Here is a 17,191-nt window from a genome sequence, read left to right on the forward strand (position 1 = left end):
GCGGTGCAGTACACCGTGGCCTGCACCGTGGCGGGCAGGAACCCCCTAAAGGCCATAATCAACATGATCCCCGCCTACGTCACCGCCATAGGGACCCAGTCGTCGGCGGCCACCATACCGGTGACGCTCCGGCAGACCAAGGAGAACCAGGTCTCCGAGGACGTGGCGGACTTCGTCATCCCCCTATGCGCCACCATACACCTGTCTGGAAGCACCATCACCATAACCAGCTGCTCCATCGCGGTCATGATGATGCACGGCATACCCTTCTCCTTCTCCACCATGTTCCCCTTCATCATGATGCTGGGGCTCATGATGGTGGCGGCCCCCGGCGTCCCCGGAGGGGCCATAATGGCGGCCTTGGGCATACTGCAGTCCATGCTGGGCTTCGGGCCGGACATGCAGGCCCTCATGATAGCCCTCTACATAGCCCAGGACAGCTTCGGCACCGCCTGCAACGTGACCGGCGACGGGGCCATCGCCATCCTGGTTGACAAGCTCAAGGGCTCGGTGGTCAAGGCCGCGAAGGCGTAAAAGCCACAAGACGACCCAGCGTAAAAACGAAGGTTCTAAGGAGGGGGCTCCAACCCCCTCCTTTCTTCTTGGCCATCCCGCCACCCATTCCCGTGGGCGGGAGCTTTAATTTTAATCCCGCAGCCCCCTAGCCCCAGGCGAAGGAGCAGTTGGGGAAGAAGCAGGCCTCGCAACGGCAGCAGAGGCCACCGACACCCCACCTCCTGACCTGCCCCTCCGGCACGTCCAACCCGGCGAAGAGAAAGGGCAAGAGCCTATCCAACGTGGTCCGCTCGTCGTGCACCACGCAGGCGGGAGCCCCCACCACCGGCACATCCCCCGCCCAGCCCAGCATCAGCATGCTCCCGGGCAGCGAAGGCACCCCCTGGAAGGATATGCGGTCGCACAGGGACCTTATGGCCCCGGGGGTCCGGTCGTCCACGTCCACGCTCATGCCGCCGGTGCAGATCACCAGCTCAGCCCCGGCATCCAAGGCCTCCTTGACGGATGCGGCGATCTCCTCCATCCGGTCCGACGCAAACCACTGCCCCACAAGGGAACCCCCGAAAAATCGGAGCTTCCCCTCAAGGCGGGGCCTGAAGGCGTCCTCCGAAAGACCCTTCCTAAACTCCGAGCCGGTGGTCACAAGCCCCACCTTGAGGGGCCTGAAGGGTAGCACCCGAATGGGCTCCGCCGCCGCCAAGGCCCTGTCCACCTGGCGCCTTTTAACCACCAAGGGCCTTATCCTAAAGGCCGCCACCGGCTGGGAGGCTTTCACGGGACGGCCCTCCTCAAGGGTGGAAAACACCCAGTCCCCGTCCTGGTTTATCCTGTCCACGAAGGCACCGTTGAAAAGCAAAAGCCCGTTGTGGGCCGCCCTCAAGGTGCACCGGCCCTCGTCGGGGCCCTCCACCGTCAACCCCTCCCCCGCCACCAGCCGGGCCATCATCAAGGCCGCGTCGTCCTCGTGCACCTCGTCGGCATCCAACTTCAGCACCTGAAGGTGCTCACGCCCCATGGAAAGCAAGACCGGCAGGTCCTCAGGGGCAACCACGTGCCCCCGCTTGAACCGGGCCCCCTTGTAGCCACTCTTCGGGTCTATCTGGGTGAGGTCATGGGCCAGCTGGTGCCCCACCGCCTCCTCCACCTTAACTATCCTTACCTCCACTTCCACCACCTCCGGTTTTTTAAGCCTTAGAACAGGGGATCACCTCTACCGCCCAGGGGGGTATTGTGAACCGGGCGGTCATCCCCTCCCGAACCGTCAACGCAAAGGACGAGGACCTGGGAACGTCCACCTGCCAGCTCCTATGGGACCTCACCTCCAGCCTCACGAAGGACGGCAGCGGAAGCACCTCCTCCACCACCCCCTCGAACAGGTTGCGCCTTAGGTCCTCCTGGATGGGCACGTCCTGATAAACCGGTTTCACCGCCTCGGGGGACACGAAGACCCTGCCGGGACCCTCCTCAAGCCCCTCCCGAACCCCTAGAAAGACCTCCCCGAAGGGGCTCTCAAGGCTCCACCCCCCATGGGTCCTCACAAGGCGCCCCTCCAGCAGGTTGCCCCAGCCAAGGGCGCCGAAGACCTCCCCGGACCTTCCCAGCTCCCACATGCCTTGGGCGGAGAAGACCCCCCGCACCTGGCCGTCCCGCATTATCACCACCCGGTCCCCAAGGGCGCAAACGTCGTCCATGTTGTGGGTCACGTACACCATGGGTATCCCAGTCTCCCGCTGGAGCTCCCGGATCTCGCGCCTTAAGTTCCTCCTCAAGGGCCCGTCCAGGGCGCTGAAGGGCTCGTCCAGCAGCAATAGCTCCGGCTCCGCCGCCAGGGCCCTCGCTAGGGCCACCCTCTGGCGCTGGCCGCCGGACAACTGGTGGGGATACCTGCCCTCAAGGCCCTTCATGTGAACCCTCTCAAGCCACTCCAAAGCCCGCCTGCGCTTCTCACTCCCTCGTCCCTTCACACCGTACCCCACGTTCTCCAACGCGGTCATGTGGGGAAAAAGGGCCAAGGACTGGAAGCAAAGGCTCACGCATCGCCCCTCGGGGGGCACGAAAACCCCCCTTTCGGTGTCCATGAGCACCCGACCCCCAAGGCTCATGTACCCCTCCCGGGGACGCAGAAGCCCCGCCATGGCCCTCAAAAGGCTGGACTTCCCAGATCCGCTGGGGCCGAAGAGCACGCAGGACTCGCCGCCCATGCTAAACGACGCCTCAATGCGGAAGCTCCCAAGGGAATGGGCCATCCTGAACTCAACGCAGCGTTCCCCTGCCATTCTCCATCACCCGGATCAACAAAAGACATCCCACCCCCACCATGGCCAAAAGCCCCGACGCCAGATGGGCGGCTTCGAAGTTCAGCGTCTCCACTTGGCTGTATATGTAAAGCGGCAGGGTCTGGGTGGAACCCGGCACGTTGCCCGCCAGCATCAACGTGACCCCGAAGTCCCCCAGGGCCCTGGCGCAGGAAAGCGCAAGGCCTATCCCCAACTGCCGCCTGCAAAGGGGAAGCGTGACGGTGAAGAACACCCGCAGCCTCGACGCCCCAAGAACCCGGGCGGCCTCCTCCAACGTCCTGTCCACGGACCCGAAGGCCCCTCGGGCGGACTGGATCATCAACGGCAGCGACGGGGCTATAGAGCCTATCACCGCGGCGGGAAAGGAGAACAGCACCCCCGCCCCCCTGAGGCCCGGGGTCTTGGCCAGAAGTAACAGTAGATAAAACCCCAGCACCGACGGGGGCATCACCACCGGCAGCTGCAAAAGAAGCCCCAGCGCCTCCCGCCCCCTGAAGCTCCACCGGGACAGAACCCACCCCATGGCCGCCCCAAGAACCGCAAGCACCGGCGCGTCTATGGCGAGCACCTTGATGCTTATTAAAAGCGCATCCAGCAACAACCTCACCTCAGGGGTTTAAACCCGGAGCCCTCCAGGATCCTCCTCACCGAGTCCTGGGTCTTAAAGTACTCCGCGAAGTCCTCATCCTCCCTGGAAGCCCCCTTGAGGACCAGGACCGTGAAGACCGGGGCTTTAACCGGCAGCTCCACGAAGGACCCCTCCTTCATGTCCATGGCCACGCTCCTTCCGATGACGGCCCCCTTGGCCATGCCGGTCTTGGCCACCAGCGCCGCCCTCTGGGGACCGCCTCCAATGATCAGCATCCCCTTGGAGGCCATGGATTCCCAAAGCCCCGCCTTCTCAAGGTACTCCTTGGCCTTCATTCCGTACGCGGCGGTGACCGGGTCCGGGATTGCAAGCTTGAACTTGCCAAGGTCCTTGATCTCAAGGGGGCTATCGCTTGGGCTCCAGAGCACCACCGGGTTGGAGGCAAGCTCGAAACTGCGCTTTACAAGCCCCTTGGACTTCAGCATATCCGCCCAACGCTGGTCGGAACATATGAAGACCCTGTAGGGGGCCCCAAGCGTGACCTGCCTTGCAAGCTCCCCGGAGGTGCCGTAGGAGACGCTCAAGCGGACGCCGCCGGCCTTGTACTGGCCCAAGATCTTCTCCATGGGGGGCTTAAAGCCGAACACCACCGCCACGCTGAGCTCCCTGGCTTCACCGAAGGAAACCGCAGGGGATATCCCAAGGACCCACGCGGAGCACAGCAACAGGGACAGAAATCGCCCCAACCCCCTTGCCATCGAAGAACACCTCCAATTAAAAAATAAATTTAAAGCACGACCCACTGGTCAAGCGCCAACCCGGGGCTCACTCCCCGAAGAAGCACCAGCGCTCCACCCCCATGAGGGCCGAAAGGGCGGCCCCTGTGGTGCCGTAGAGTATGACCTGGCAGCCCGCGTCCCCGCAGGCCTTGGCCACACCTTCGAAGGTCCCGTTCGCAAAGGACGAGCCGGTGACAAGCGCCGCCTTGGCCCCCTCAAGGGCCCTCTCAAGGTCTTTGGAGCCGTCCAGGACGGTGACACTGTGGACCTCAAGCCCTATGTTCTCATCCTGAAGGTCCAACACCCTCACCCTTTGAGGCCCCACCGCCTCCACGGCCCCCCAAAGGATTGCCCGCTGAAGGCCAAGGATGACCACGTTCCCCTCGGGGCCTAACCGCTCTCTAAGCTGGGCCTTGAACTCAAGGGCGCACTTTGTGGGGGCCGAGTCCCGGCAGTGCACCGTCCGGCCGTCAAGCCCCAAAAGCCGCACCGCCCCGTTGGCGAAGGCCACCTTGAGGGACCTAACGTAGGGATCCCGCGAGTCCATGGACAAGAGCTCCCCAACGGTGCCGTTGAAGTCCCTGGCGAAGGGTGAAAAGGCCTGCCCCCTGGCCCCCAAAACTTCCGCCTCCATGAGCTTTTCCTTGCCCTTAAGCAGCGGGAAATCCCACTCGGGGCTCCCTATGGCCTCCACAGGGGACAGAACCCGCACCGAAATGGGGGTGTCTAACCCTATCCGCCCCGCCGCAAGATCCATCACCCTACCAATAACCTCATCAAGCACCGCAAAGACACCCCCCATTCCCGCAGCCCTCCTTACGGGCCTTGCCGTCGCAGTCGGGACACACCCCGAAGACCACCAGCTGCTTACCCTCCACCCTAAAACCCTCGGGCACCTCCAGCCGGGGCATCTCCTCCCCCTTAAGACACCACATCCTGCCGCACCGAAGGCACAGGGCGTGAGGATGGTTCCCAGGGCACCTAAGGGACGACACATCGTTGGCGCAGTACCTAAAGGCGCCGTCCAACCCAAGAACCCGGTGGACCACCTGGGCCCTGCAGAGGGCCTCCAGGTTCCTGTAAAAGGTCACCTTGTCCGCCTCCCGCCCCATGAGGACCTTCATCTCCTGATAGGACAAGGGACGCCCCGCCTCCCGAAGCACCCCAAGGAGCCTCATACGGAAACGAGTCACCCTTACCCCCTTAAGCTTAAAAAGGCTTTCGGGATCCATGCCATCCCCCCAGTCAAAAATGCAACTCCGTTGCGCATCTGAAATTCCAAGGGGCATTGTAAACCCCCTATCCCAGAAACGCAACGGAGTTGCAGCTTTTTACATCCAGTATGTCAGGGCATCACAAAGGACCTGTTATCCCTGTCCAAATAGCCGATCCATGTCTTAGCCCCCAGGTGCCGCTCCGCCGCCCGGGCGGCCCAGGAGGCCAAATCCATCAGCTCATCCCGGGACACATGCCCAATGGTGTCCACGTTTATCGCCACATCGCTGGTGTCCTGTGTTATCTTGCTCACGTCCCCGTTCTTCCAGCACCAGCACCGGCAGAAAACCTGGAGGCTCTTGGAGTCCACGTAGATTATCTCCCCCTCCCTTGGGTTTTCCTCCTCCTCGGGCCTTCCAAGGGGCCTGTACACCTCATCGCCCCTGGCGGGCCTAAGCTCCAGGTCCCCCTCCGCCGCCCTAAGGTCGTCTCCCCCGCATGGCACAAGGCCCATAAGGCTCACGCAGTTGAAGATGCCCACCAGGGGGTTCACGAAGGGCACCGACCCTCCCTTCCGTATCCGGCGCACCAGGTTCACCACCGATGGGGGCATCCTCTTGGGGTTGAACCCCATGGACCTGAAGGCCTCCTCCAGGTCCAAAAGCCTAGGGTCCACTTCCACCGAAGGATCCTCCCGTATCCGGCGCGCCAGCTCCTCGAAACGCTCCTCCAGCTCCGGGACAGGCCTTCGGTTGTCTGCGCCCCTAACCACCAACACCGCCCTCCTGAAATCGGGCAAAACCTGAAACACCGACTCCCATACCCTGCTCTCCACTTCAATCCACCTCCCACAAGGTTAGACGGGATTTTATAACATAAGCCCCACGCTGTTAACACCACAAACCTCACAGCCTCCATGGTTTAAAAAAACTACACAACCCACTTGACATAACCACGATGGGCGTCTAAAATCCTCCGCAATTTATACCTCAACGGGGCCTAACCGGCCCATAAAGACCGTAGAAAGGGAGGGAACGGCCAATGGAAAGGACTTGGGGCCCAAGATCATATGAACCCGCTTGCCCCAACGGTTGCAGCCCATCTTCCATGGACCGTTGCGGCCAGCCCCATGGCCTCTTCGCTCCCTTCGGCTCTTCACAAGAGGACGCGGCCCTAGGACGTCACGCCGCGTCCTCTTCCGTTTCCATATCCCCCGTGGTGGACCTGTCCATTCTGGTGCTGGCGCTGGTACTGCTGTGCCTGATAATCCTGGTACTCCTCATAGGACCCAGGTCCTGTCCGGTAAGAGCGCACCCCAAGGCAGCTTGAGAGCAAACGGGGGACTTCAAGGAGCTCACCGGGGCGGGACCTGAAAGAAGGGTCCCGCCCCTTTCGCATTAATCAAGGGAGGGAGGAATGAACACATGGGACACACTCTAAGCATCCTGGCGGAGGACCACCCGGGGGTCCTCATGAGGATAGCGGGGCTCATATACCGGCGGGGGTACAACATCCAAAGCCTCAGCGTGGGCCCCACCCACGAGGAGGGCATATCCCGCTTCACCGTGGTCATCCAATCGGACCGGCGGGAGATCTTCCCCCTCATGGGGCAGCTTAGGAAGCTCGTGGAGGTGCTGGGAGTTGAGGAGCTCCAGGAGGACAACTCCCTGGACCGCCGCATAGCCCTGATAAAGGTGAGATGCCCCATCCACGCAAGGCAGGAGGTCCTTCGGCTAGGAGAGGTCTTCCGTTGCCGGGTGGTGGACCTGTGCGACGGCTCCATAACCTTCGAGGTCACCGGCGACCGCCGGAAGGTGGAGGCCTGCATGCGGGTCTTCGACCCCTACGGGATCCTGGAGGCCGCCTCATCGGGTTCGGTGTGCATGAGCCGCTCGGCCCCATCGGAAGACGAAGAGCCGGTGCGACCGCCGGTGGCGCTGGCGTGCTGAACCACTGGACGCTCCCTTGAACAAAGGCTCCATGGCCAAGGGCCGCGGCGGCAAATCACTATAGGGCACAAAACCACAAAATCACGAAGGAGGTTTTTGAAGAATGGCAAGGGTTTTCTACGATCGGGACGGGGATCTGGGCTTTCTAAAGGACAAGACGGTGGCCGTACTGGGGTACGGAAGCCAGGGGCACGCCCACGCCCAGAACCTCAAGGACTCCGGCGTCTCCGTGGTGGTGGGGCTCAAGGAGGACAGCCCCAGCGCGGATCTTGCAAGGTCCCATGGCTTTGAGGTGCTTCCCGTCAAGGACGCCGCCGCAAGGGGGGACGTGGTGATGTTCCTCATGCCGGACCACCTGCAGGGGGAGGTCTTCCAGTGGATCCGCGAGGCCCTGAAGCCCCGGGCGGCGCTGGCCTTCGCCCACGGCTTCTCCATCCGCTACGGCACCGTGACCCCCCCGGAGGACTCGGACGTCTTCATGATAGCCCCCAAGAGCCCGGGGCACCTGGTCCGCCGCATGTACCAGGAGGGCAAGGGGGTGCCGGCCCTCATGGCGATCCACCAGGACCGGTCCGGCCAGTGCCGGCAGGTGGCGCTGGCCTACGGATGCGCCCTGGGCTCCGGTAGGGCCGGGATCATAGAGACCACCTTCGAGGAGGAGACCGAGACGGACCTCTTTGGGGAACAGGCTGTGCTCTGCGGCGGCGTGACTGAGCTCGTGAAGGCGGGCTTCGAGACCCTGGTGGAGGCGGGATACCAGCCGGAGATCGCCTACTTCGAGTGCCTCAACGAGCTCAAGCTCATCGTGGACATGATGTTCGAGGGGGGCCTTTCCTGGATGCGCTACTCCGTGAGCGACACCGCCAAGTACGGCGACATGACCGCGGGCCCTAGGGTGGTCAACTCATCATCCCGTGAAGCCATGAAGGAGCTCCTTAAGGACATCCGATCCGGTGAGTTCGCAAGGCGCTGGCTTGAGGAAAACCGGTCAGGACGGCCCCAAATGTCCCGCTGGATGCGAAAGGAGGCGGAGCACCCCATCGAAGAGGTGGGCCGATCCCTCCGCTCCATGATGCCCTGGATGGAGCCTAAAAAACCACCACAGTCGGAAAGGAGGTAGCGCCGTTGGAAAGGGTACGGATATTCGACACCACCCTGAGGGACGGGGAGCAGGCGGCGGGGGTAAACCTCAACCTCCAGGAGAAGCTGAGGATAGCCCAAAGGCTGGATCAGATGGGTGTGGACGTGATAGAAGCGGGGTTCCCCGCCGCCTCCGACGGGGACTTCGAGGCGGTGAAGGCCGTGGGCTCCGCGGTGTCCTGCACCGTAGCGGGCCTAGCCAGGACCCGGGAACAGGACATCCTGAGGGCCTTCGAGGCCCTTAAGGGGGCGGCCCGCCCGAGGATACACGTGTTCATAGCCACGAGCCCCATACACATGGAGTACAAGCTGAAGATGACCCCCGGGGAGGTCCTCTCGGAGATCCGGAAGGGGGTGGGGCTCGCCAGAAGCCTGGTGGAAGACGTGGAGTTCTCCGCCGAGGACGCCTCAAGGTCGGACATGAGCTTCCTCAAGGAGGCCTACATGGCCGCCGCGGAGATGGGGGCCTCCACCCTCAACGTGCCCGACACGGTGGGATACGCCCAGCCGGAGGAGTTCGGGGCCTTCGTAAAGGCCCTTATCGACTCCATGGGGCCCGCATCGGTGGTATGGTCCGTCCACTGCCACGACGACCTGGGGCTTGCGGCGGCCAACTCCTTAGCGGCGGTGGCGGCGGGGGCAAGGCAGGTGGAGTGCACCGTGAACGGCATAGGCGAAAGGGCGGGCAACGCATCACTGGAGGAGGTGGTCATGGCCCTCAAGACCCGCCGGGACTTCTTCGGGCTGGACACGGGGATAAACACAAGGCACCTGTACCCCGTAAGCCGCCTGGTAAGCCGGCTCACCGGCGTTCCGGTGCCGCCCAACAAGGCGGTGGTGGGGGACAACGCCTTCGCCCACGAGTCAGGGATACACCAGCACGGCATGCTCGCCAACCGGAACACCTACGAGATCATGAACCCCGAGGACGTGGGGGCCCCCTCCTCATGCCTGGTGCTGGGCAAACACTCGGGCAGCCACGCCTTCAAAGAACGGATAAGGGAGATGGGCTACCAGCTCAGCGACCAGGAGCTCAAGGAGGCCTTCAAGCTCTTCAAGGACCTTTGCGACCGCAAGAAGTCGGTCACCAACGAGGACATCGAGGCGATCCTGGAGGACCGGGTGATGGGGGCCATGGAGGACTCCCGCTACGAGCTCGTAAGCTTCTCCGTCCAGGCGGGGACCGACGCCGCCCACGCCAGCGTGACCCTCAGGCTGGACGGCCAGGAGGTGACCGACGCGGCGGCGGGCAACGGCCCGGTGGAGGCGGCCTACAAGGCCATAGACCGGATAACGGGGCTCAACCCGGAGCTCAGGGAGTTCCGCATAACCGCCGTGAGCGGAAGCGCCGACTCCCTGGGGGAGGCATCGGTGGAACTCTCCCTCAACGGGACCTCCTCCCTTGGCAGATGGGCGTCCACGGACGTGATCGGCTCCGCCATAGGGGCCTACGTGAACGCCCTAAACCGGCTCACCGCAAGGGAAAGGGTGGTCAACCGTGCCTAGGACCCTGATACAGCAGATCCTGGCCCGGCACGGAGGGGACGGGGAACCGGGGTCCATCGTGGAGGCCCGGGTAGACTTCGCCTTCGCCAACGACATCACCGCCCCTCCCGCCATAGAGGAGTTCCGCCGGATGGGGGCCAAAAGGGTCTTCGACCCTGAAAGGTGCGCCATCGTGCCAGACCACTTCACCCCTCCTAAGGACATCGGCTCCGCGGAACAGCTCAAGGCCTGCCGGCGGTTCTCCATGGAGCAGGGGATGCTCTTCTTCGAGCCCGGCAAGTGCGGGGTGGAGCACGCCTTCCTCCCCGAGGAAGGGTACGTGCTGCCCGGTGACATAGCGGTGGGAGCCGACAGCCACACCTGCACCATGGGGGCCCTTGGGGCCTTCGGGACCGGCATGGGCTCAACGGACCTTGCGGCCCTGTGGGCCTTGGGCAAGACCTGGTTCAAGGTGCCCCACTCCATAAAGGTACGCCTTGAGGGGACGCCGGGGCCCTTCGTGTCCGGCAAGGACGCCATGCTGCACCTCATAGGGCAGCTGGGGGTGGACGGGGCCCGCTACATGGCCCTTGAGTTCCAGGGGGAGGGGGTCCAAAGCCTCTCCATGGACTCCAGGTTCACCATGGCTAACATGGGCATCGAGTGCGGCGCCAAGGGGGCCCTGTTCGTTCCCGACGAGGCCGTCCTCCGGTACGCCAACGGGAACCCCAAAAGGCCCTTCGAGGCCCTCTACCCCGACAAAGGGGCAAGGTACCTTCGGGAGATCGTGCTCCCCCTGGACCGGCTGGAGCCCCTGGCGGCCTGCCCCAACCTGCCCTCCAACGTGAAGCCCGTGAGGGAGCTCAGGCACGTGGAGGTGCATCAGGTTTTCATAGGCTCCTGCACCAACGGCCGCATGGAGGACCTTCGAAGCGCCGCGTCGGTTCTGAAGGGCCGGCGCCTGGCGCCCTCCGTGCGGGGGGTGCTGATCCCCGCGTCCCGCCGGGTCTTCAGCGCCGCCATGAATGAAGAGCTGCTCGACGTCTTCATGGACGCTGGGTTCTCCATATGCACCCCCAGCTGCGGGCCCTGCCTCGGGGGACACCTGGGGATCCTAGCAAAGGGGGAGGTGTGCGTTTCCACCGGCAACCGCAACTTCACCGGCCGCATGGGACACCCGGAAAGCCTGGTTTACCTAGCAAACCCCGCGGTGGCCGCCGCCAGCGGCGTAAAAGGCAGGATCGCGGACCCCAGGGACCTGGAATAAGAGGCTTTGAGAAAGGGGGGATCCCATGTGGTTTTGGAAGTCATAAGAGGAAACGCCTGGACCTTCGGGGATCACGTGGACACCGACGTGATAATCCCCGCGCGACACCTCACCACCCACGACCCAAAGGAGCTGGGCAGGCACTGCATGGAGGACGCCATGCCCGACTTCCCGAAGATGGTTAAGCCCCATGACCTCATCGTGGCGGGGGAGAACTTCGGATGCGGCTCCAGCAGGGAACACGCCCCCCTGGCCATCATGGGATGCGGCGTATCCTGCGTCATCGCCGCCTCCTTCGCCAGGATATTCTACCGGAACGCCATAAACGTGGGGCTGCCCATAGTGGAGATCCAGGACCCCCTGGGCTTCGCGAAGGCCGGGGACCTGCTGGAGGTGGACCTAAGGGAGGGGACGGTGAAGAACCTCTCCAGGGGAGGGCTCAAGACCTTTCCCCCCATGGAGGGCGTGGCGGGTGAGATAGTGGCCGCTGGAGGCCTTGTGAACCGGGTGAGGATGCTCATGGCCCAAGGGGCCCCAAGGGAGGTGAAGGGATGACGAAGACTTACCGTATAGGGCTCATCCCAGGAGACGGCATAGGACCGGAGGTCACGGCCCAGTCTAAACGGGTGCTGGAAACACTATCTCACCGGTTCGGCTTTAAGGTGCGCTGGGAAACCTATCCCTTCGGGGCCGAGCGCTACCTTGCCACCGGCGAGACCATGCCTCATGAGGCGCTTAAGGACATGGAGAACCTGGACGCCCTGCTCCTTGGGGCCATAGGGGACCCAAGGGTGCCCCCCGGCATCCTGGAGCGGGGGATACTGCTGACCCTCAGGTTCCACTTCAACCAGTACGTAAACCTAAGGCCCGTCAACTCCTACGGGCTTCCAGGTCCCCTGGGCCCCGTGGACGCGGTGGTGGTCCGGGAGAACACCGAGGACCTCTACGTGGGGGTAGGAGGCGCCGGGGAAGGGGCGGTCAACCTACCGTTGGATATCAAGCGGGGCGCCTACGAGATGAAGGGGCAGCTGTCCGCCTTCACTTCGCCCCCCAAGAGGTTCGCCATGCAGGTGGCTTGGCACACCTTCGAAGGAGCGGAGCGCATATGCCGCTACACCTTCGACATGGCCCTGGACATGGGGAAGGACCGGGTGGTGCTGGCCAGCAAGTCCAACGCGGTCAAGGACCTGTACGGCATCTTCGAGGAGGCATGCAGGTCCGTGGCCAGGGAGTACGAGAGCGTGTCCCTCTCGGTGGAGAACGTGGACGCCCTGTGCTACCGTCTGGTCCGCTCCCCCGCGAGCTACGGGATAATCCTCTGCCCCAACATGTTCGGGGACATAGTAAGCGACCTGCTGGCCGCGCTTGGGGGAGGCATGGGCATTGCCCCTTCGGGCAACATAGGGGATGGGCTTTGCATGTTCGAGCCGGTCCACGGCTCCGCCCCGGACATAGCCGGGAAGGACCTGGCCAACCCCCTGGGGTCCATCCTATCCTCCGCCATGATGCTGGAACAGCTGGGTGAAACGAAGGCCGCCAAGGCCCTTAAGGGGGCGGTGCGGGACTACCTCTCCGGCAGCTCCGGGGATCAGCTGCCAGTGGAGATGGGCGGGACCCTTGGGACCCAGGCGGTGGGGGACCGGATCTTGGATATGCTGGAGAGGATTCAATGAGCTCCATGAACGGCGCCGCCATCACCGTAAAAGCCCTTGAGGAGCTGGGTGTGACGGCGGCCTTCGGCATCCCCGGAGGGCCGGTGATCCCCCTTTACGACCGCCTTCACCACAGCCCCATAAGGCACGTGCTCACCCGGCACGAACAGGCCGCCGCCCACGGGGCGGACGCTTACGGCAGGCTCACGGGACGCCCCGGGCTATGCATCGCCACCTCCGGGCCCGGGGCCACCAACCTGCTCACGGGCCTGGCCAACGCCTACCTCGACTCATCCCCCATGGTGGCCCTGGTGGGGCAGGTGCCCCGTTGGGCCATAGGTTCCGACGCCTTTCAGGAGGCGGACGTGATGGGAGCCGCCCTCTCCATGGTCAAGCACTCCTTCAGGGCCGCCTCGCCAAGGGACATACCCGCCATCCTCAAGGGGGCCTTCTACCTCGCCTCCACGGGACGGCCGGGGCCGGTGCTGGTGGAGATCCCCTTGGACGTGCAGCGGGCGGAAGGTGACTACTCCATGCCCCGGCAGGTCTCCTTCCGGGGCTACCGCACGGAGGAGGACCCGGACTTCGCCTGGGCGGACCGGACGGCGGAGCTGGTCATGAAATCCCAAAGGCCCCTGATACTGGCCGGAGGCGGGGTGGTCCGGGACTTCGCCTTCCAACAGCTCCTTAGGCTTTCGGAAGAGGCCAACCTGCCGGTGGCCACCACCCTCATGGGCAAGGGGGCCTTCCCGGAGGACCACCCCTTAAGCCTTGGGCTTGTGGGGATGCACGGCACCGCAAGGGGCAACCGGGCCTTGGGGAAAGCGGACCTCATCATCGCCGTGGGGGTGCGGTTCAGCGACAGGACCACCGGGGACAGGGAGGCCTTTGGCAGAAACGCAGCCATAGTGCACCTGGACATAGACCCTTCGGAGCACCGGAAGAACATAGGAACCGCCCTTCACGCCACGGTTTCGGCCAAAAGGGCCATCGCAACCCTGCTGGACCGTTTGAGGGGCTGGCGGGCCTTGGACTGGGCTCCCCAAGATGAAGCCATCCCGCAAAGCCGAAGGGCCGACGACGGACAGGTCCACCCCTGGCAGGTCATGAGGGCCCTCATGGACATCACCAAGGGGGAGGCGGTTTTCACCACCGAGGTGGGGCAGAACCAGATGTGGGCGGCGCTGCACCTCAAGGTGAGCCGTCCTGGATCCTTCATCACCTCCGGGGGTCTTGGGACCATGGGGTTTGGGCTGCCCGCCGCCATGGGGGCCGCGGTGGCGGAAAAGTCCCGCCCGGTGGTCTGCATAGCCGGTGACGGGAGCCTCATGATGAACATACAGGAACTGGACACCCTGGCCCGTTACAACCTGCCGGTTAAGGTGGTGCTCCTCAACAACCGGTGCCTTGGGATGGTCCGCCAATGGCAGCAGCTCTTCTTCGAGGGGAGATACTCCAACACCCTTTACGACCGATCCCCGGACTTTCCGGGGATGGCGGAGGCCATGGGGGTGAGGGGCCTCAGGGTTGAGAGGGCGGAACAGTTGATAGGCGCCTTAGAGGCGGCGTTCCAGCATCCCGGCCCCGCCCTGGTGGACATATGGATACCCCGGGAGGACCTGGTGATGCCCATGGTGCCCCCCGGAGGGGCTCTTGAGGAGATGATGACGGAATATGAAGGACCATAAGGAAAAGGAATTCAAGAACCTCCGAAGCTCCATGGCCAAGGAAGGGCCCATGAGGGCCCCCCACAGGGCCCTCTTAGGGGCCTCGGGCTACGCCCCATGGGAGGTGGAGCGCCCCTGGATAGGGGTGGTTAACTCCTACAACTCCATAGTGCCGGGCCACAGGCACCTAAGGGAGATAGCCGAAGCGGTTAAGGGGGCCGTATACGCCGCCGGCGGGCTGCCCCTTGAGTTCCCGGTCATAGCGGTATGCGACGGCATAGCCATGGGACACCGGGGCATGAAGTTCTCCCTGCCAAGCCGGGAGGTCATAGCGGACTCCATTGAGATCATGGCGGAGGCCCACCGGCTGGACGGCCTTGTCATGATAGGAAGCTGCGACAAGGTCGTACCAGCCATGGCCATGGCGGCATCAAGGCTCAACATCCCGTCCATCATGATAAGCGGCGGCCCCATGACGGCTGGAGAGTTCAAGGGACGTAAGGTGGACCTGTCCCAGGCCTTCGAGGGGGTGGGAAGCTTCTCCAGGGGCTCCATGAGCCGTGAGGACCTCTCTGAGCTGGAGGGCAGCTGCTGCCCGGGGGTAGGTTCATGCGCTGGGATGTTCACCGCCAACACCATGAACTGCCTCATGGAGGTCCTGGGCCTAGCCCTTCCGGGCAACGGCACCGTACCGGCGGTGCACTCAAGGCGCATTACGTTGGCCAAGGAGTCCGCCCTCTGTCTTATGGATATGGTGAGGCGCTCCGTGAGGCCCCTGGACCTTTTAACCCAGGAGGCCTTCGAGGACGCCATTGCGGTGGACGTGGCCCTTGGGGGATCCACAAACTCGGCCCTCCACCTCTTGGCCATAGCGGCGGAGGCGGGCATAAGGGTCAGCCTGGACCACCTGGACAGGATATCCCGTTCAACCCCCAACCTTTGCCGGCTGAGCCCCGCCGGATCCCACCACATAGAGGACCTCCACAGGGCGGGGGGGATAACCGCGGTCATGGGGGAGCTCATCAAAGGAGGCCTGCTGCATCCTAAAAGGCTCACCCCCATGGGGAAGACTCTCGGGGAGGTCTGCGCCGGCAGTGGGTCGGATCGGGAGGTGATCCGGCCCTTTGATGCCCCATACTCCCCCGAAGGGGGCATCCGGGTGCTCAAGGGGTCCCTGGCCCCCATGGGGGCGGTGGTGAAGAGCTCCGCGGTGGACCCCGCCATGCTGAAACACCGGGGCCCCGCCCGGGTGTTCGACCGGGAGGAGGCCGCCATGGAGGCGGTTATGAACCGGAGCATACAGGAAGGGGACGTGGTGGTGATCCGCTGGGAGGGCCCAAAGGGTGGCCCCGGGATGCGGGAGATGCTGCAGGTAACCGCCGCCCTGGCGGGACAGGGGCTGGACAGGTCCGTGGCCCTCATAACCGACGGGCGCTTCTCCGGCGCCACGCGGGGGGCATCGGTGGGGCACGTGTCCCCGGAGGCGGCGGAAGGGGGCCCCATAGGGCTCATCCGGGACGGGGACGTAATAGAGATAGACATACCAGCCGGAAGGCTGGAGGTTCTGGCGGACCCGGCGGAACTCAAGGCAAGGGAGCTCAAAAGGCCCAAGGAGGATGACAGGGCCTTAGGGGCCTTGAAAAGGTTCGCCGCCCTCGCCTCATCGGGAGCCCAGGGGGCGGCCATGAAAGACCTATGGGAGGACCTTTAAACCTCAAAGTCAAAAACCAGGCACAGGGGGGGGACGCACGAATGTTGGTTTACTTAAACGGGAAGCTGGTGCCCAAAGAGGAGGCCAAGGTGTCGGTGTTCGACCACGGGTACCTGTACGGCGACGGGATATTCGAGGGCATAAGGGCCTACGGCGGCAGGATATTCCGCCTTAAGGAGCACCTTAGGCGGCTTTACGACTCCGCCAGGGCCATATGCCTTGAGATCCCCCTGTCGATGGACCAGATGGCGGAGGTGTGCGTGGACACCTGCAGGGCCAACCAGATAAGGGACGGGTACATAAGGCTCGTGGTGTCAAGGGGCGAAGGGGACCTGGGGCTGAACCCCCAAAAGGCCAAGGCCCCCACGGTGGTGTGCATCGCGGACCGCATACAGATGTACCCCCCGGAGCTCACCGAGCGGGGGCTCAACGTGATCACCGCCGCCACCAGGAGGTCCTACGGGGAGGTCCTGTCCCCCCACATAAAGAGCTGCAACTACCTGCCCAACATAATGGCGGTGATAGAGGCGCTGAACGCGGGGGCCCAGGAGGCGGTTTGCATGAGCCGGGAGGGCTACGTGGCGGAGTGCACCGGGGACAACGTCTTCATCGTCCGTGACGGGGTGCTTAAGACCCCTCACCCCTCCTGCGGCATCCTAAAGGGCATCACCCGGGACGTGGTGCTGGAGCTGGCAAGGGGAATGAACATCCCAACCGAAGAGGCGCTGCTCACCCGGTTCGACCTATATACCGCCGATGAGGTGTTCCTCACCGGCACCGCCGCGGAGGTGGTGCCGGTGACCAGGATAGACGGACGCGCCATAGGCGGCGGCAAACCCGGAAAGATGACGCTGCGCCTAAAGCAGGCCTTTTCCGACCTCGTATCCCGGGAAGGGCATCCCATTTACGACTGAACCGGGGGGC

The 17,191-nt window shown here is 63.8% G+C and carries 18 protein-coding genes; 11 read left to right on the top strand and 7 right to left on the bottom strand.

All coding sequences use genetic code 11. The annotated features are described in order from the left end of the window. On the top strand, nt 1-534 hold a 534-nt coding region (locus N2315_06635), incomplete at its 5' end, for a dicarboxylate/amino acid:cation symporter (protein MCX7828866.1). Between the two features lie 127 nt (nt 535-661). Here N2315_06635 and N2315_06640 read toward each other — a convergent pair. From N2315_06640 to N2315_06670, 7 genes are all read right to left on the bottom strand, one after another. Then, nucleotides 662-1,681 (bottom strand): molybdopterin-binding protein, encoded by a 1,020-nt coding sequence (locus N2315_06640; protein ID MCX7828867.1) that lies wholly within the window; start codon nt 1,679-1,681, stop codon nt 662-664. A 19-nt stretch (nt 1,682-1,700) separates the two neighbouring features. Continuing rightward, nucleotides 1,701-2,792: an ABC transporter ATP-binding protein gene (locus tag N2315_06645; protein MCX7828868.1), complete on the bottom strand. Its 1,092-nt coding sequence runs from the start codon at nt 2,790-2,792 to the stop codon at nt 1,701-1,703. Further along, nucleotides 2,770-3,420 carry an ABC transporter permease subunit gene (locus tag N2315_06650; protein MCX7828869.1) on the bottom strand — a complete coding sequence of 217 codons (651 nt, stop codon included), beginning with the start codon at nt 3,418-3,420 and terminating at the stop codon, nt 2,770-2,772. The genes N2315_06645 and N2315_06650 overlap by 23 nt, the downstream gene beginning before the upstream one ends. Beyond that, a complete protein-coding gene (gene modA, locus N2315_06655) occupies nt 3,417-4,160 on the bottom strand; it encodes a molybdate ABC transporter substrate-binding protein (GenBank protein ID MCX7828870.1) in 744 nt (247 codons plus the stop codon). Before modA ends, N2315_06650 begins: the two co-directional genes overlap by 4 nt. A gap of 67 nt (nt 4,161-4,227) precedes the next feature. Beyond that, nucleotides 4,228-4,983 (bottom strand): DUF364 domain-containing protein, encoded by a 756-nt coding sequence (locus N2315_06660; protein ID MCX7828871.1) that lies wholly within the window; start codon nt 4,981-4,983, stop codon nt 4,228-4,230. Continuing rightward, on the bottom strand, nt 4,958-5,374 hold the full coding sequence (locus tag N2315_06665; GenBank protein MCX7828872.1) for a hypothetical protein: 417 nt from the start codon (nt 5,372-5,374) through the stop codon (nt 4,958-4,960). Before N2315_06665 ends, N2315_06660 begins: the two co-directional genes overlap by 26 nt. 152 nt (nt 5,375-5,526) lie before the next feature. Next, nucleotides 5,527-6,231, bottom strand: a complete 705-nt coding sequence (locus N2315_06670) for a phenylalanine--tRNA ligase beta subunit-related protein (protein MCX7828873.1) — start codon at nt 6,229-6,231, stop codon at nt 5,527-5,529. A 272-nt stretch (nt 6,232-6,503) separates the two neighbouring features. Here N2315_06670 and N2315_06675 point away from each other — a divergent pair, with 272 nt between their 5' ends. The 10 genes from N2315_06675 to ilvE all read left to right on the top strand — a co-directional run bounded on the left by N2315_06675 (nt 6,504) and on the right by ilvE (nt 17,181). Beyond that, nucleotides 6,504-6,725, top strand: a complete 222-nt coding sequence (locus N2315_06675; protein ID MCX7828874.1) for a hypothetical protein — start codon at nt 6,504-6,506, stop codon at nt 6,723-6,725. Nucleotides 6,726-6,820: 95 nt separating this feature from the next. Then, the gene (gene ilvN, locus N2315_06680) at nt 6,821-7,345 is read left to right on the top strand and encodes an acetolactate synthase small subunit (GenBank protein ID MCX7828875.1); all 525 of its coding nucleotides are present in this window, start codon (nt 6,821-6,823) and stop codon (nt 7,343-7,345) included. Between the two features lie 103 nt (nt 7,346-7,448). After that, a complete protein-coding gene (gene ilvC, locus N2315_06685; protein ID MCX7828876.1) occupies nt 7,449-8,465 on the top strand; it encodes a ketol-acid reductoisomerase in 1,017 nt (338 codons plus the stop codon). Between the two features lie 5 nt (nt 8,466-8,470). Next, nucleotides 8,471-9,991: a 2-isopropylmalate synthase gene (locus tag N2315_06690; protein MCX7828877.1), complete on the top strand. Its 1,521-nt coding sequence runs from the start codon at nt 8,471-8,473 to the stop codon at nt 9,989-9,991. Then, nucleotides 9,984-11,237, top strand: coding sequence for a 3-isopropylmalate dehydratase large subunit (locus tag N2315_06695; protein ID MCX7828878.1), 1,254 nt, complete (start codon nt 9,984-9,986; stop codon nt 11,235-11,237). The genes N2315_06690 and N2315_06695 overlap by 8 nt, the downstream gene beginning before the upstream one ends. Before the next feature lie 27 nt (nt 11,238-11,264). Continuing rightward, the gene (locus tag N2315_06700; GenBank protein ID MCX7828879.1) at nt 11,265-11,792 is read left to right on the top strand and encodes a 3-isopropylmalate dehydratase small subunit; all 528 of its coding nucleotides are present in this window, start codon (nt 11,265-11,267) and stop codon (nt 11,790-11,792) included. Continuing rightward, the gene (locus N2315_06705; GenBank protein MCX7828880.1) at nt 11,789-12,910 is read left to right on the top strand and encodes an isocitrate/isopropylmalate dehydrogenase family protein; all 1,122 of its coding nucleotides are present in this window, start codon (nt 11,789-11,791) and stop codon (nt 12,908-12,910) included. Before N2315_06700 ends, N2315_06705 begins: the two co-directional genes overlap by 4 nt. Next, on the top strand, nt 12,907-14,577 hold the full coding sequence (gene ilvB / locus N2315_06710; GenBank protein ID MCX7828881.1) for a biosynthetic-type acetolactate synthase large subunit: 1,671 nt from the start codon (nt 12,907-12,909) through the stop codon (nt 14,575-14,577). The genes N2315_06705 and ilvB overlap by 4 nt, the downstream gene beginning before the upstream one ends. Further along, a complete protein-coding gene (gene ilvD / locus N2315_06715; protein ID MCX7828882.1) occupies nt 14,564-16,267 on the top strand; it encodes a dihydroxy-acid dehydratase in 1,704 nt (567 codons plus the stop codon). Before ilvB ends, ilvD begins: the two co-directional genes overlap by 14 nt. A 41-nt stretch (nt 16,268-16,308) precedes the next feature. After that, a complete protein-coding gene (ilvE, locus tag N2315_06720; GenBank protein MCX7828883.1) occupies nt 16,309-17,181 on the top strand; it encodes a branched-chain-amino-acid transaminase in 873 nt (290 codons plus the stop codon). Nucleotides 17,182-17,191: the final 10 nt, after the last annotated feature.

The organism is Thermanaerothrix sp. (genome assembly GCA_026417795.1).
GTDB lineage: Bacteria > Synergistota > Synergistia > Synergistales > Synergistaceae > Thermanaerovibrio.